This is a genomic window from Gordonia sp. NPDC003585, from assembly GCF_040610755.1.
GTDB lineage: Bacteria > Actinomycetota > Actinomycetes > Mycobacteriales > Mycobacteriaceae > Gordonia.
Map to the genome: position 1 here is coordinate 28,002 of NZ_JBEXMX010000047.1, position 14,467 is coordinate 42,468.

The window sequence follows — 14,467 nt, forward strand, 5'->3', positions numbered from 1 at the left end:
GTCGAGACCGTGCTCGACGGTCCGGTCTGCTCAGGCGCTCCCGGTATCCGCGAACGAGACCTCGGCCGCCGAGACGTCGGTGATCTTGTACTTGTCCGCCGCCTCGCGTGCGACGGTCATCGGAATGTGCCCGTCGCGGGCGAGTGCGACCAGAACGCCGACGACGATCGACTGCGCGTCGACGTTGAAGAATCGCCGCGCGGCCGGTCGGGTGTCGGAGAAGCCGAACCCGTCGGTGCCCAGGGTGAGGTAGGTGCCCGGCACGTAGGCGCGGATCTGTTCCTGCACGCCGCGCATGTAATCGCTGACCGCGACGAACGGACCGGGAACCTCGCCGAGAACCTCGGTCAGGTACGCGCGGCCGCCGTCGGTCGACGGTTCGCGCACCGCGGCCCGATCGGCCCGGATGCCGTCGCGGGCGAGTTCGCTCCACGACGTCACCGAGTAGACGTTGGCGCCGACATTCCACTCCTCGGCGAGGATCTCCTGGGCGCGCAGGGCATCGGGCATGGTGATCCCGGACACCAGGATGCTGGCCGGGTGTTCCTTGCCCTCCGGCGCGTCGGCGAAGCGGTAGATGCCCTTGAGGACGCCGGCCACGTCCAGATTCTCCGGCTGCGGGGGCTGGCTGAACGGCTCGTTGTAGACGGTCAGGTAGTAGTAGATGTTCTCCGGATTCTCGCCGTACATGCGCTTGAGACCGTCGGCGATGATGTGGCCGAGTTCGAAGGCGAACGCGGGGTCGTAGGCCACCACCGCCGGGTTGGTCGCCGCGAGAAGCGGTGAGTGCCCGTCGGCGTGCTGCAGTCCCTCACCGGTGAGCGTCGTGCGTCCGGCTGTCGCGCCGATGACGAAACCGCGGGCCATCTGGTCGGCGGCGGCCCAGAAGCTGTCGCCGGTCCGCTGGAAACCGAACATCGAATAGAAGATGTAGAGCGGGATCATCGGTTCGCCGTGCGTGGAGTACGACGTGCCGACGGCGGTGAACGACGCCGCCGATCCGGCCTCGTTGATGCCCTCGTGCAGGATCTGCCCTTCCGAGCTCTCCTTGTAGGCGAGCATCAGCTCGGCGTCGACGGCCGTGTACAGCTGCCCGTTGCGGTTGTAGATCTTGAGGCTCGGGAACCATGAGTCCATGCCGAAGGTGCGGGCCTCGTCCGGGATGATCGGGACGATGCGCTTGCCGATCTCCTTGTCGCGCAACAGGTCCTTGAAGATGCGGACCAGCGCCATGGTGGTGGCCACCTGCTGCTTGCCGGATCCCTTGCCGCTCGTCTTGAGCGCCTGGCTGACGTCGGGCTTCAGTGCCTTCGCCTTGGTCCGCCGTTCCGGCAGCGATCCGCCGAGCGCCTTGCGGCGGTCGAGCATGTACTGGATCTCCGCCGACTCGGGCCCGGGGTTGTAATACGGCGGAAGGTAGGGGTCCTTTTCGAGCTGCTCGTCGGTGATCGGGATCCGGTTGTTGTCGCGGAAGGCCTTGAGATCGTCGAGGGTCAGCTTCTTCATCTGGTGGGTCGCGTTGCGTCCCTCGAAGTGACTGCCGAGCAGATAGCCCTTGATGGTGTGCGCGAGGATGACGGTCGGCTGCCCCTTGTGGGCCATCGCTGCCGCGTAGGCGGCGTAGACCTTGCGGTAGTCGTGTCCGCCGCGCTTCATCTCCCAGATGTCGGCGTCGGACATGTTCTTCACGAGTTCCTTGGTCCGCGGGTCGCGGGCGAAGAAGTGGTCGCGGATGAAACCGCCGTCGTTGGCGCGGTAGGTCTGGAAATCGCCGTCGGGCGTGGTGTTCATCAGGTTGACCAGCGCGCCCTCGTGGTCGGCGTAGAACAGCTTGTCCCACTCGCGGCCCCAGATGACCTTGATGACGTTCCAGCCGGCGCCGCGGAAGAACGATTCGAGCTCCTGGATGATCTTGCCGTTGCCACGGACCGGGCCGTCGAGTCGCTGCAGGTTGCAGTTGACGACGAAGGTGAGGTTGTCGAGACCCTCGGTGGCGGCGAAGCTCGCGAATCCGCGCGACTCCGTTTCGTCCATCTCGCCGTCGCCGAGGAACGCCCACACGTGCTGGTCGGAGGTGTCCTTGATGCCCCGATCGTGCAGGTAGTGGTTGAACCGGGCCTGGTAGATGGCGTTCATCGGTCCCAGACCCATCGAGACTGTCGGGAACTGCCAGAACTCGGGCATCAGTCGGGGGTGCGGATACGACGGCAGGCCGCCACCCTCGCCGGCGTGGCTGTGTTCCTGGCGGAAGCCGTCCATGCGGGCCTCGTCGATGCGGCCCTCGAGGAAGGCACGTGCGTAGATTCCCGGCGCGGCATGGCCCTGGATGAAGATCTGGTCGCCGCCGCCGGAGTGGTCGAGGCCGCGGAAGAAGTGGTTGAAGCCGACCTCGTAGAGGGTGGCCGAGGACGCGTAGGTCGAGATGTGGCCGCCGACGCCGACGCCGGGTCGTTGCGCACGGTGCACCATGATCGCGGCGTTCCAGCGCAGGATGCGGCGGAACCGGCGTTCGACCGCCTCGTCGCCCGGGAACCAGGGCTCGCGTTCGGTGGTGATCGTGTTGACGTAGTCGGTCGAGGTCAGCGACGGGATGGAGACCTGCTTCTCACCGGCCCGTTCCAGCAGCCGCAGCATGAGATAGCGCGCTCGGGATGGTCCGGCGTGATCGATCAGCTGATCGAAGGATTCCAGCCACTCGCCGGTCTCCTCTGGATCGATGTCGGGCAGGTACGACGCGACTCCTTCACGGATGACGCGGACGCGATTGGAGTGACCATTCCGCGAGGGATCGACGGTGCCGTCGCTCCCTGTAGATGTGTCGCTTCCGCTCGCGCTTGCCTGTTCGGTCGGTGCCTCATGGGTCACTGTGTTGCCTACTCCCTCGACTCGGCCGGGCCAACGGGTGGAGGTCCGGCGTCCGATGACATGGGCGCCGCTTCCTCGGAGATGGTGAGAACTGCGGTGTCCCTCTCACATCGTGCCCCATGTGAGGTCGCTTGGCACCGGGTGCGGCGGTGTTGGCCATCTCGCGCGTCATGGGTGCGGTAGCGTTTGGTCCTTATTACTGACGCGTAAGGAGTTGAGCATGTGGGGCGGACCGGCGCGGAGACGTTTCGCCGCGGCGTCGGCGACTCGTCTGGTGGCGCTGTTCGTGGGTCTCGCCGCAGGTGCTCTCGTGCTGTCGTCGTGCGCGACGACGCTGCCCGGACACGGCGTGGCGGCGCCGGGCGAGGTTGCCGCCTACCGGTCCGAGGTGACCGCGGCGCGTCAGTCGAAGGCGAAGACGGCCGGTGTCGAGCTGTGTCGTGAGGCGATGGCCGCGATGGTGGTGATGGTGCGGGGTTACAACACCTTCGTCGGTCGGTTGAACCAGGCGCACAACTACCCGGCGGTGGGCGATCTGGACAACAAGGCCCGTGCAAGCCTCATCGCCGGTGCCGATCAGATTCGTCCGCACATCACCGGCGTGACCCCGGCAGACGTCGCTGCTCCGGCCCGGGCGTTCCTGGCGTCGAGTGGGCGGTTGGAGGACGGCATCCGTCGCGAATTGTTGGTCGCACTCAACCCGATCGCGAGCGGCTGGACCGGCGACAAGCAGCGCCTCCTCGATGCCTGTGCACCGTACGTACCCATGCCCGCGGCCACGTCCGCGACACCGCGTCCGTCGGCGACGCCCGGGTGAGCGCCCGCTCGACGCAGTGGCCGGGGGAGTGCAACAAAACGAATCCGTTCATGCCTCCCAGTGGAACTGAAAGACATGCCCTAGGCTGTTCTCTAAGTTCGTCCAGCACCACATTGGCACTTGTAGGAGGTTTCGCGCGGTGGTAGCCGCCACAGACGGTAGCTCGGGGGGTAGTAGGGCCGACAAACTCGGTCTGGAATCCGGCATGGTTGTGCAGGAGCTGGGTTGGGACGAGGACACCGACGACGACCTGCGTGCAGACATCGAAGACGCCATCGGAGCCGAAATGCTCGACGATGACGCCGACGACGTCATCGACATGGTCCTCCTCTGGTGGCGCGACGATGACGGCGATCTTGTCGACGAGTTGATGGATGTGATCTCGCCGCTGGCCGACGACGGGTTCGTGTGGGTGGTCTCACCGAAGACCGGGAACACGGGCTATGTCGATCCGAGCGAGATCGCCGAGGCCGCGACGACTGCCGGATTGACGCAGACGTCGGTGGTGAACCTGGGTGAGTGGTCGGGGTCCCGGCTCGTTCAGCCCAAGGCCCGCCCCGGAAAGCGCGCATGAACGACGCGTCACCGACAGGGCCGTTGCCCGTCGGTACCCGCGCGCCCGATTTCGAATTGCGCGACCAGAATCATCAGGTCGTGTCGCTGGAACGACTCCGCGCAGACGGCTCGGTGCTGGTCGTGTTCTTCCCGCTGGCGTTCACCGGAACCTGTCAGGGCGAACTCGGCCACATCCGCGACAACCTGCCGCAGTTCGACAACGACGCGCTCACAACGGTCGCGGTATCGGTCGGGGCATCACCCACGCACAAGGTCTGGTCGTCGGCGCAGGGATTTCTGTTCCCGATCCTGTCGGACTTCTGGCCGCACGGTGCGGTCGCACAGGCCTACGGGGTGTTCGACGCCGAGCGGGGGATCGCCAACCGCGGCACCTTCCTCGTCGGACCGGACGGTGACATCGTGTTCTCCGACGTGGTCGGCCCCGGTGAGGTGCGCGAACAAGCGTTGTGGGACAAGGCATTCACCGCGCTGGGCTGAGACACGCCCCAGTGGTTCAGTTCCGAGTGCGATCGGACCGGGCGAGGATGTCGAGTTCGGCGATGATGCGGTCGGTGTCGGGTCCGTAGCGACGTGTTTGGGCGCGGGTTGCCCAGTCGACGAGATATCCCAGTGGGATCGGCCTCGGGTCGTCGACCCGGCGGTGCGTGCGGTACACGATTACGGCGATCGGTAGCACGATGGCGATGGCGAGAACGATGGTGAGTGCGGTCATGGAAGAAATCATGCGCGCATAAAGTTCCTGCCAACAGAGGCGGGAAAGACATTGTTCGCAAAGAATCTGCCACACTGGGTGTGTGTTGCGATCCATCGGAGTACTCCTGTTCGGAGACGTCGCGCTCTTTGAGTTCGGCGTGCTCAGTGAGGTCTTCGGCCTCGACCGCACCGACGACGGTGTGCCTGCGTTCGACTTCCGCGTCGCGTCGCCCGAACCCGGCGCAGCGCTGAATGTGGGAAACGGGGTGACGATCGCGGCACCGCACTCGCTCGAGGACTGCCGCGACGTCGACCTGGTGGCGATTCCCGGTGGCAGTACCTCAGGCGATTACCCGAGCGAGATCCTCGAGACGTTGCGCACGGTGGTCGACAACGGAGGACGTGTGCTCACCGTGTGTTCGGGCGCCTTCGTCGCCGGCGCGGCCGGCCTGCTCGACGGTCGGCGGTGTACGACGCATTGGCGCTACGGCGCGAAGCTGGGACGCATGTACCCACAGGCGCGGGTGGACACCGATGTCCTGTTCGTCGACGACGGTCCGATCACCACCAGCGCGGGCACGGCCGCCGGGATCGATGCCGCACTCCATCTCGTGCGCGAGTCGTGGGGTCCGGCGGTGGTCAACCGAATCGCTCGGCGCATGGTGGTGCCACCGCACCGCGACGGCGGCCAGCGACAGTTCGTCGACATGCCGATGCCGACCTGCGCCGACGCCGGGTTCGGGGAATTGCTGGAGTGGATGGTCGAACACCTCGACCGCGATCTCACCGTCGACGATCTGGCGGCCCGGATGCACATGTCGGGGCGGACCTTTGCTCGGCGATTCGTCGACGAGGTGGGCGTCGCACCGCGCCGGTGGCTCACCGAACAACGCGTGCTGGCTTCCAAGGGGCTGCTCGAACAGACCGACCTGCCCATCGAGGAGGTGGCGAGGCTCGTCGGGTTCGCGTCGGCAACGCTTCTTCGGCATCACTTCGCCTCGGCAGTCGGCGTCGCGCCGCTGGCCTATCGGCGTCGGTTCGCGTGTGCGAGCGACGTCCCCGTGTCGCAATGATGGGACTCACGCCGACGCAGATTCAAGGCAACGCCGGTTGCCGACTCGCGTCAGGGCGTCGGAGTTCCGATGGCGAGCCGGTTCGGCGGGGCCGCGGCCGGCGGCGGGACAGGCTTGGGGGCCGCAACCACGTCCGACGACCGCAGCAGGCACGTCGCCGGCGGGAAGTCGGTGGCGGGGAAGACGGTCGCGAGCGCGATCGAGAACCGGTAGGCGCGTTCGACGTATCCCGGTGCGGTGTAGTGGATGCCGTCGATGAACCACGACGGTTTGGTCTCGGCGGCCCAGTCGTAGATGCGCAGGTTGGGGTACCGCTCGCAGGCCTTCACCAGTGCGCGGTTGAATCGGCGCATCGCTGCGTTGTTGTAGGCCGGATTCTCGTTGAGGCTGCTGGTGATCACCGTCGGCCACATGACGGGCTGATCCTTCAGTGGCCCGAGGAGTCGGTCGATGCGCATGCTGAGCGGACCCGGGCCGCCGACCTCGATGTTGGCGGTGTCGTTGATGCCCATCGCCATCACCCAGCATCCGCGTTCCCCACGAGCAAGATGCCCGGCAATCGCGGTGGCCGCGTTGGGTTCGCCGTTGACCGTCTCCAGGCTCGACCGTGCGCCGACGATGTCGGTGATGACCGTCCGCGCCCCGACCTGCTGGTAGCGGCCGGTGATCCGCTCGGACGCCCGCGGGAGGGTGTCGATGCTGTTCATGCCGATCGAGGTGGAGTCGCCGATGTGGATGACCGTTCGGCACCTGGTGCGCCGGTCGACAACGGGGATCGTCGGGCCGTATCGGACGGCGGGTGACGTTGGAGCGAGCTCGGTGGCCAGTGCCGGGTCCGCGCCCCCGTCGTCGGGCGCAGACGCCTTGATAGCGCTGATGGCAACCAGCGTCCCGACCGCCAGCGCTGTCACCACAACCAGCGAGACCGCCAATCGCGGCACCCGGTCAAACAGTCGTTGCGACTCGGGCGGACCTGCGGGGACCGTCTCCAGTTCGCGTCCGTCGGTGAGGGCCCTGACGGTGTCAGGTGCGGGGTCGGTCTCCGGAGCGGGGTCGGTGTCAGGTGCGGGGTCGGCGGACGCCGCGATCTCGCCGTCCGGTTCGGCACTGTCGGTACCGGTATCGGTATCGGCGTCGACCGCTGCCGTCTCGATGACGCGGACCTCGGAGTCGGATTCGTCGACGGTGTCGTCGGCAGTCTCGTTGAGGACAACCGCGTCAGCAGGCTCGCTGACCGGTGCGTCCTCGGCAAGTTCACCGTCGGAGCCTTCGGCGTCCTCACACTCAACCGGCTCGGGCGTGTCGTACTTGGGTCCATCGTCGGGCGCATGTGCGACGGTCTCGTCGAGGGCGATCTCCACCTCGATCGGCTCGTCTGTCCGGTCAGCGTCGGGGGCGTCGGTGTCGGGCGAGTCAGCGTCGGGGGCATGCGCGTCGGAGTCGAGTACTGGCACCGGGGATTCGACGGCGTCAGGCCTCGGGCTCTTCTCGCCGCGCGCTTCCAGCCGGGTGGCCAGCCCCGTCAGCACACCGAGCAGGCGGGTGAGCAGGTCGATCAGCTTCTGTACCAGCTGCTGGCCCATGGGCTTCCTCGCAATCGGTTGGGTACTGAAGGCGGCGCGCAGGCCGTGACGGCGGATGGGATCTTCGACGTAGCGCCACGAGGCCCAGGACAGCAACAGAGTGGCCAGAATGACGAGGGTGCCCGCGGCGACCGGATGCCCGACTCGGACGTTGGCCGGCAGGAAGGCGATCACAGGCATGTGCCACAGGTAGATGCCGTAGGACCGTTCGCCGATCCATCGCAGCGGGGCGATTCCCAGCGCGCTGGCGACGAGGGTCTCGGGGACGACGGTGGCGACCAGGACCGCGCAGGTCGCGATCGTGAGAACGGCGATGCCACTGCTGTAGAGCGACATCGCGCCGTCTGGGGTGGCGCGGACCAGGTGCACGATCGTCGCCAGTCCGATCAGGGCGATCACGTCGATCACGCAGCGCTGGTTGTGTGTCACCGTCCGTGGGCGGGCCGGCCACCAAAACGCAAGCGCCGCACCGAGAAGAAGGCCGCCGGCGCGGGTGTCGGTGCCTTCGTAGGCGCGCGTGTTGTCGATTCCTGCGTGCGCGACGGCGTCGAGCAGAAGGAACGAAATCAGTGCGAGTCCGATGATCGCCACCGTCACGAAGACCCGGCGCCGCAAGAGCAGTATCAGTCCCAGAAGGAGCAGCGGCCACACGATGTAGAACTGTTCCTCGATCGACAGCGACCACAGATGATCGAACGGCCCCGGGCCGAGAAAGCGGTTGAAGTAGTCGTCGGAGACGGCGATGTTGTGCCAGTTGTTGACATAGAACGACGCGCTCAATGCTTGCTGTGAGTACTCGCCGAGCTTTGCCGGTCGAGCGATGGCCGCTGCGGCGAGCGACGTCACGAGCACCAGGATCAGTGCCGGCAACAGACGGCGCGCGCGGGAGAGCCAGAACTTGTTCAGCTCGAACCCGCCGGTGCGTTCGCGCGAACGCAGCAGCAGCGACGTGATCAGGTAGCCGCTGAGCGTGAAGAAGACACCGACGCCGAGAAGCCCACCGGTGAACCCGGGCACATGAAGGTGATAGAGGACGACGAAGGCAACTGCCAGCGCACGGAGTCCGTCCAGCGCTGGCAGGTAGGTCGTCCCCGCGTGGGCGGGACGTGGCATTGGTTGTGGCTCAACCTCGGTGGGGGATGGGAAACAAGCCTGGAATCGTCGACGGCAGCGTCGAACGAACCAGTGGAGTCAGCTTGCGAGTGTATACGGGCCGACTTCAGTTCCGCGTCCCCCGGTCGGTCGAATAGTTGGGGGCAGGAGCGAGCGGTCAGGCGATCCAGTTCATCCGCGGCGTCGTCGGAGACGGGTTGGGATATGCGGTGGCAAGCGCGTCGGCGAATCGAGCGTTGCGTTGGGCGGTCCCGGCCGCGGTGTAGTGGATGCCGTCGGAGAAGAGGTTGGCGTTGGCGTGTGCTGCCCAGTCGTAGACGGCGAGGTTGGGGTACCTCGAGGTCGCTCGTCGCAGCGCGTCGTTGAAGCCGCGCATGGCGGCGGCGTTGTACGCCTTGTTGCTTGCCGCCGGCGTGGTGGAGACCGTCGGCCACAGGACAGGTTGTCCGCGAAGTTGAGTCATGATCCGGTCGATGCGTTGATCGGCGTTGACCCGGCTGCCCACCGCGATGTTCGCCGCGTCGTTGACCCCCATCGCGATGACCCAGCAGCCGCGTTCGCCTTTGGCGAGGTGCGCCGCAGTGGCGTCGGCAGCATTCGGTTCGCCGTTCACGCGTTCCACGATGGAGCGCCCGCCGAGTGCGTCGAGCGTCACCGTGCGTGCGCCCACTCGCTGGTACTGCGCGGTGAGGCGATCGCCGGGAGTCGGCACGCGTGCGGCGTCATCGACGCCGACCGAGGTCGAATCGCCGATCTGGATCACTCGATCGCATCCGGTGCGGCCGTTGCCGGTACCCGGCTTCGGTAGGAGGTCGCGGATGATCGGGAGTTGCGTGAGCTGGCCGAGCAGGTCGACGGAGCTGTTGGCGTCTGGGGTTTTGATGTCGGGGTTCGGGGCGGCGTGGGCACCGGCCGTGCCGAAAGCGGTCAGCGCTGCAGCGACCGCAGCGACGAGGCCCGCACGTCTAACCAGCGTGCGGGCGGGGCGTGGGCGTCTGTTAGTCACAATGACCCCACTAAACAACACCTGTAACAGTGCTGGCAATCCGAAGAGCACAACGATTGGGTCAAGCGGACGTCGCGGAAGTGCAACCTCGACGCCCCTCGATGGGTGATGAGAATTCACTCATTGCGTCTATCAAGCGTCAATCGAGCGAGGCAAGGGGCGGCTTTCGTGGCGACAAACGTCGGGGTGGCACCGGTAGCGAGTTCGGACAGCGCAGAGGTGCGCGCCGACGTCATGAAAGAATTCCGGAGGCACACCGGGAGTGCGCTTGGGGGACTCTTCGGTGGCGTGGCCTTCGATCAGGTTGCCTTGCCCGAGGTTGCTGCGGCGGTCGACCGCTCGGGCAGGTTTGCCGAGAACTTCAGTGATCGTGGCTTTCGTGGGAGTCTGTCGGCGATGCTCGCAACATGGGGCGACCCGGCCGACCGCGCTGCCGAGGCTCGGTGGCTCAAGGAGCAACACAAGGCAGTTCGTGGCCGTGGTCGGGGCGCATATCGCGATGTCCGGTACAGCGCCCTGAAACCGGAGAACTGGAAGTGGATCGCGGTCAGCGGGATGATGCTGTCGCTCAACACTTTCGAGTTCTGCACCGGCATCCGGATGAATGCCGCCGAGCGCGAAGTCGGCTATCAGATGCTGCGCGAGGTGTTCATGGACCTGGAGTTGCCGAGCGCTGCGGGAAAGTTGCCGCCGACGCTCGCCGACGCCGATTCGTACTACGAGGAGATGGTCGAGACCAAGCTGGCATCGACACCTTTCCTGGTGGAGCAGTTTGCCGGGCTCACCCGACTGCCGATGCCCACCTTGGGCATGAAGCCCCTGGAACGGGTGGTGATGCGGCCCCTCTGGTATGCATTGCGCCCGGTGGTTGGCCGCGCCATTGTTGTCTCCTGTTCCAAGGCAATGCATCCGGGCGTGCAGAAGCTCACCGGGTTCCGCCTGCGACCGCACCACGACGTCGAGTTCGCCATCATTTGTGCGTTCCTGCAGTTGTCCTGGAAGGTACTTCCGGACCGTGTCCTGCTACTGCCACTCGCTCGCAACCGGCTCGAGTACGAGAAGCTGGTGAGGGCGCACCGCAAGTACGGCTTGGAATCCTTCGCCGTCCCAGAGGGGCGATCGGGCTGTCCCGTGTAGACGGTGCGCCCGCGTATATCTCTTTTCACACGTCAGTGGGAGCACTCCGGCCGGAGGTCGGCAAGGGTGTAACGGTGCGCGCAAAGGGATTCGAACCCCTGACCGCTGGTGTGTAAGACCAGAGCTCTACCGCTGAGCTATACGCGCTCGGGCGCCTGCTGGGCGCGCCAACAAACGAATGTAGCGGCTCACCTGCCGGGACGGCAAAACCGTTAGTAGGCGTCAGCCGACGGCTCGCCGGTACCGTTGCGCCGCGCGTTCGTGGTAGGCGGCGACCTCGGCGCATTCGGCGCGTAGCTCGTCGGGCTCGATGATGGTGAAATCCGCGTCGAACGCGCGCAGCCAGCGCGCGATCGAGGTGAGCGACGTGCTGAACACGATCAGCTCGCAACTGTGGTCGTCCCCGGCTTCGATGACGCCCCAGGAGTCGTCGACCATCGCGGTGACCGTCTCCATGGGCGCGTGGATCCGAACGCGTGCGGTGGCCTGGCGATACACGGCACCGAGATTGCGGGCCAGGTAGGCGGCGGCGCTGTCGTCGGGCAACTCTCGCGGCGTGAATCGCGGACCGGTCGGTGTCTTGAGCGTCATCCGGTCGACCCGGAACGAACGCCAATCCTCCCGGGCCAGATCCCACGCCACCAGATACCAGCGGTATCCGTTGCGCACCAGACGATAGGGCTCCACCTCGCGGCGGCTTTCCTCGCCGTTGCGGCGTCGGTAGTCGAAGCGCAGACGCTCGAGGCGATGGCACGTCGTCGCTATTTCGGTCAGCGTGTCCGCGGAGACGGCGCTGTGCGGCTGCTCGCGGGGCACGGCCTCGACCCGCAGCGCGTCGAGACGGTGGCGTAGTCGCGACGGCATCACCTGCCGCAGTTTGGTGAGCGCCCCGGCGGACGCCTCGGCCATGTCGGCGACCGGCCCGGTGGTCACCGCGTCGAGCCCGAGCGCGACCGCGAGCACTTCCTGGTCATCGAGCAGCAGGGGCGGCATCTCGGCACCGGCGCCCAGGCGATAACCACCCCCGACGCCGACCGTCGCATCGACCGGATACCCCAGTTCACGCAGCTTGTCGACGTCGCGGCGGACGGTCCGGGTGGTGATGTTCAGACGGTCGGCGAGCTCGTTGCCCGACCACTCACGCCGCATCTGCAGCAGTGACAGCAGGGCGAGAAGACGAGCCGACGTTTCCAGCATGGTTCACATGCTGCCGCATGTTGCGGACAACTTCTGACCGCATTGACAAGAGCGGATCAGCAGGTGATGTACGACGTCGGGTTGGAGGTGGTGTCCAGCCACTTGCCGTAGGCGTCGCCGCCGATCTGGCTGCGCAGGGCGCAGATCTCGCGCAGCGTTGTACCCGCGACTTTGTACACGGCGTAGATTGGATTGCCGTTGAGATTCTGCCGCAGTGACGGACAGGACTGGTCGGTGCGCAGGTAGCTGAAGCCCGGATACGAATTCAGGTAGCCCTGGACCTCGGACGCGTACTGCCCCGGTGTGACGGCGTTCGCGACGACAACGATCCCGGTGCCGTCGCAGGCCGGGCGGGAGATCGGGGTGGCCAGGCCGAGATCGCCGGCACCCCGCTGCGGGGTGGTCGGCTGGGTCGTCGTCGGCACGAACGGCGGGGTCTGTCCGGCCGTCGTCTCGACCGTCGTTTCGGCTGTTGTCTCGGTCACCTGCGGTGTCGCGCGTTCGACGGTCACGGTCTGCGGCTCCCGCGATACGTCGGCCGCGTTCTTCGAGTCGTCGGAACCCGACGTGAAAAGCACCCACCCGACGGCGCCGATCGCGATCACCAGCACGACGATCGCGGTGAGCGCCGCCGGGACCGCGATCGACCGTGACTTCTCTGGAGCCGGGTAGCTCGGATACGGCGGATTCGGATACTGCGGATTCGGATACTGCGGGTTGGGATGCGGTCCGGAGAAGCGATCCGCGGACGCCCGCAACGTCGGTTGACCCCCGGTGGGCGGGGGAGGCGACACCGGGCGCGCGGCCGTCGAGAGGTAGGCGGGCGGCATCGTCGGAGGCGCTGAAGGGGTGACCGTCGGGGGAGCGACGCGCGGCGTCAAGGTCTTGATGCCGGTGGCAGTCTGTAAGGCCCGGGCGTCGTCGATCATGTCCCCTGCGCTCAGGTATCGCTGCGCCGGATCCTTGGCCATGGCGCGGGCGATCACCGAGTCCAGCGGCGACGACAAGCTGGGCGGCTGCTTGGCGAGGTGGGCGGCGATGAGTTGCTCGACGGTCGTCGCGCTCGCGAACGGGTGCGCTCCGGCGAGACATTCGTAGAGCACACATCCGAGTGCGTAGATGTCCGCCGGCGCACCCAGTGGGGAGTCGCCGAACCGCTCGGGTGCCATGTAGCCGAACGATCCGATGGCGGTCCCGGCGCTCGTCATCCGGGTGTCCGTGTCTGCCTGCGCCAGACCGAAATCCACCAGGTAAGCGAAATCGCGACGGTCGATGAGGATGTTGTCGGGTTTGACATCACGGTGGATCAACCCGCCCCGATGCGCGGTGTCGAGGGCGTCGGCGATCTGGCTCAGGATCGATAGCGCACGACTGGGCGCGAGGGGACCTGTTGCGTCGAGCAACGCCCGCAGATCGTGGCCGTCGACCAGTCGCATGTCGATGTAGAGCAGACCCTCGATCTCGCCCCAGTCATGAATCGGGATCACGTGCGGGTCGTTCAGCGAGGCGGCAACCCGGGATTCACGGAGGAAGCGATCCCGGAATGCGGGGTCGTCGGCGACGGATTCGCGCAGCAGTTTGAGCGCGACCACCCTGCCCTTGCGGGTGTCGGTGGCGCGGTAGACCTCGCCCATACCGCCGCGTCCGAGCAGGGCGTCGATCTTGTAATGCCCCAACACAGAACCGGATCGATCCTCCTTCACGTGATCAGCGTAGTGGCTCGACGCCGACGGTCGCGACCGTTGCAGCCGATCGCACCGATGCGTCCATGTCCGCCCGATACGGTGAAAGCACAGCCCACATGTGAGGAGTTCGGATGGCGACGACGATCCTGCCCATCGGCCCGGTGACCGAAGGCCTCGTGGCCGCCTGGGCGGGTATCCGCGGCCTCGCCGAGACCATGGACGCCGATCAGTGGGGCGTGCCATCTGTGCTCCCGGGCTGGACCAACGCCGACATCGTGGCCCACATCATCGGGACCGAGAGCCTGCTCGCCGGGCGTGATGTCGCGGCAGTGGACGTGAGTGCGCTTGCGCACGTGCGCAATCCGATCGGTGAACTGAATGAGAAGTGGGTCGAGCATTTTCGCGGGCAGCCACGCGCAGATGTGCTCGCAGCGTTCGACGAGATCGTCGCCCTGCGCACCGAGGCCCTTGCGGCGATGGGCCAGAACGACTTCGATGCCGCGTCGATGACCCCTGCCGGTCCCGACACCTACGGCCGGTTCATGCGGATTCGCATCTTCGACTGCTGGATGCACGAGATCGACCTGAGCGACGGCATCGGCGTCGCGTCACCGGCCGATACCGGCGCTGCGCAGTGGGCGATCGCCGAGATCGCGGCCTCGCTGCCGTTCGTGGTCGGCAAACGCGCAGGTGCGCCCGCGGGCACCTCGGTCCTGGTTCGG

Annotated in this window: 12 protein-coding genes and 1 tRNA gene; 6 read left to right on the forward strand and 7 right to left on the reverse strand. The window is 66.5% G+C overall.

What is annotated here, in order from left to right:
• Positions 1–30: 30 nt before the first annotated feature.
• Positions 31–2,865: a pyruvate dehydrogenase (acetyl-transferring), homodimeric type gene (gene aceE / locus ABZW74_RS14505; RefSeq protein ID WP_240862258.1), complete on the reverse strand. Its 2,835-nt coding sequence runs from the start codon at positions 2,863–2,865 to the stop codon at positions 31–33.
• Positions 2,866–3,085: 220 nt separating this feature from the next.
• Here aceE and ABZW74_RS14510 point away from each other — a divergent pair, with 220 nt between their 5' ends.
• The 3 genes from ABZW74_RS14510 to ABZW74_RS14520 all read left to right on the forward strand — a co-directional run bounded on the left by ABZW74_RS14510 (position 3,086) and on the right by ABZW74_RS14520 (position 4,735).
• Positions 3,086–3,682, forward strand: coding sequence for a hypothetical protein (locus ABZW74_RS14510; protein WP_240862260.1), 597 nt, complete (start codon positions 3,086–3,088; stop codon positions 3,680–3,682).
• Positions 3,683–3,821: 139 nt separating this feature from the next.
• Positions 3,822–4,256, forward strand: coding sequence for a DUF3052 domain-containing protein (locus tag ABZW74_RS14515; RefSeq protein ID WP_240862262.1), 435 nt, complete (start codon positions 3,822–3,824; stop codon positions 4,254–4,256).
• Positions 4,253–4,735 carry a peroxiredoxin gene (locus ABZW74_RS14520; RefSeq protein WP_240862264.1) on the forward strand — a complete coding sequence of 161 codons (483 nt, stop codon included), beginning with the start codon at positions 4,253–4,255 and terminating at the stop codon, positions 4,733–4,735. Before ABZW74_RS14515 ends, ABZW74_RS14520 begins: the two co-directional genes overlap by 4 nt.
• 16 nt (positions 4,736–4,751) lie before the next feature.
• Here ABZW74_RS14520 and ABZW74_RS14525 read toward each other — a convergent pair whose 3' ends face one another.
• Positions 4,752–4,970 carry a hypothetical protein gene (locus tag ABZW74_RS14525; protein ID WP_240862267.1) on the reverse strand — a complete coding sequence of 73 codons (219 nt, stop codon included), beginning with the start codon at positions 4,968–4,970 and terminating at the stop codon, positions 4,752–4,754.
• 82 nt (positions 4,971–5,052) lie between these two features.
• Between ABZW74_RS14525 and ABZW74_RS14530 the strand changes: the two genes are divergently transcribed.
• Positions 5,053–6,024, forward strand: coding sequence for a helix-turn-helix domain-containing protein (locus ABZW74_RS14530; RefSeq protein WP_240862269.1), 972 nt, complete (start codon positions 5,053–5,055; stop codon positions 6,022–6,024).
• Positions 6,025–6,074: 50 nt separating this feature from the next.
• On the opposite strand, the gene ABZW74_RS14535 is transcribed toward ABZW74_RS14530, so the two are convergent.
• Together ABZW74_RS14535 and ABZW74_RS14540 are read right to left on the reverse strand one after the other, a co-directional pair.
• On the reverse strand, positions 6,075–8,720 hold the full coding sequence (locus ABZW74_RS14535) for an acyltransferase family protein (protein WP_355277030.1): 2,646 nt from the start codon (positions 8,718–8,720) through the stop codon (positions 6,075–6,077).
• Between the two features lie 157 nt (positions 8,721–8,877).
• On the reverse strand, positions 8,878–9,603 hold the full coding sequence (locus tag ABZW74_RS14540) for an SGNH/GDSL hydrolase family protein (RefSeq protein WP_240862294.1): 726 nt from the start codon (positions 9,601–9,603) through the stop codon (positions 8,878–8,880).
• A gap of 357 nt (positions 9,604–9,960) precedes the next feature.
• On the opposite strand from ABZW74_RS14540, the gene ABZW74_RS14545 reads away from it, so the two are divergent.
• On the forward strand, positions 9,961–10,863 hold the full coding sequence (locus ABZW74_RS14545) for an oxygenase MpaB family protein (RefSeq protein ID WP_355277045.1): 903 nt from the start codon (positions 9,961–9,963) through the stop codon (positions 10,861–10,863).
• 75 nt (positions 10,864–10,938) lie between these two features.
• On the opposite strand, the gene ABZW74_RS14550 is transcribed toward ABZW74_RS14545, so the two are convergent.
• From ABZW74_RS14550 to ABZW74_RS14560, 3 genes are all read right to left on the reverse strand, one after another.
• Positions 10,939–11,010: transfer RNA gene (locus tag ABZW74_RS14550), tRNA-Val, on the reverse strand.
• Positions 11,011–11,085: 75 nt separating this feature from the next.
• Positions 11,086–12,060, reverse strand: coding sequence for a YafY family protein (locus tag ABZW74_RS14555; RefSeq protein ID WP_355277032.1), 975 nt, complete (start codon positions 12,058–12,060; stop codon positions 11,086–11,088).
• Positions 12,061–12,116: 56 nt separating this feature from the next.
• Positions 12,117–13,763 (reverse strand): serine/threonine-protein kinase, encoded by a 1,647-nt coding sequence (locus ABZW74_RS14560; protein ID WP_355277035.1) that lies wholly within the window; start codon positions 13,761–13,763, stop codon positions 12,117–12,119.
• A gap of 113 nt (positions 13,764–13,876) precedes the next feature.
• On the opposite strand from ABZW74_RS14560, the gene ABZW74_RS14565 reads away from it, so the two are divergent.
• A partial coding sequence (locus tag ABZW74_RS14565) for a maleylpyruvate isomerase family mycothiol-dependent enzyme (RefSeq protein ID WP_355277038.1) occupies positions 13,877–14,467 on the forward strand: 591 nt, incomplete at its 3' end.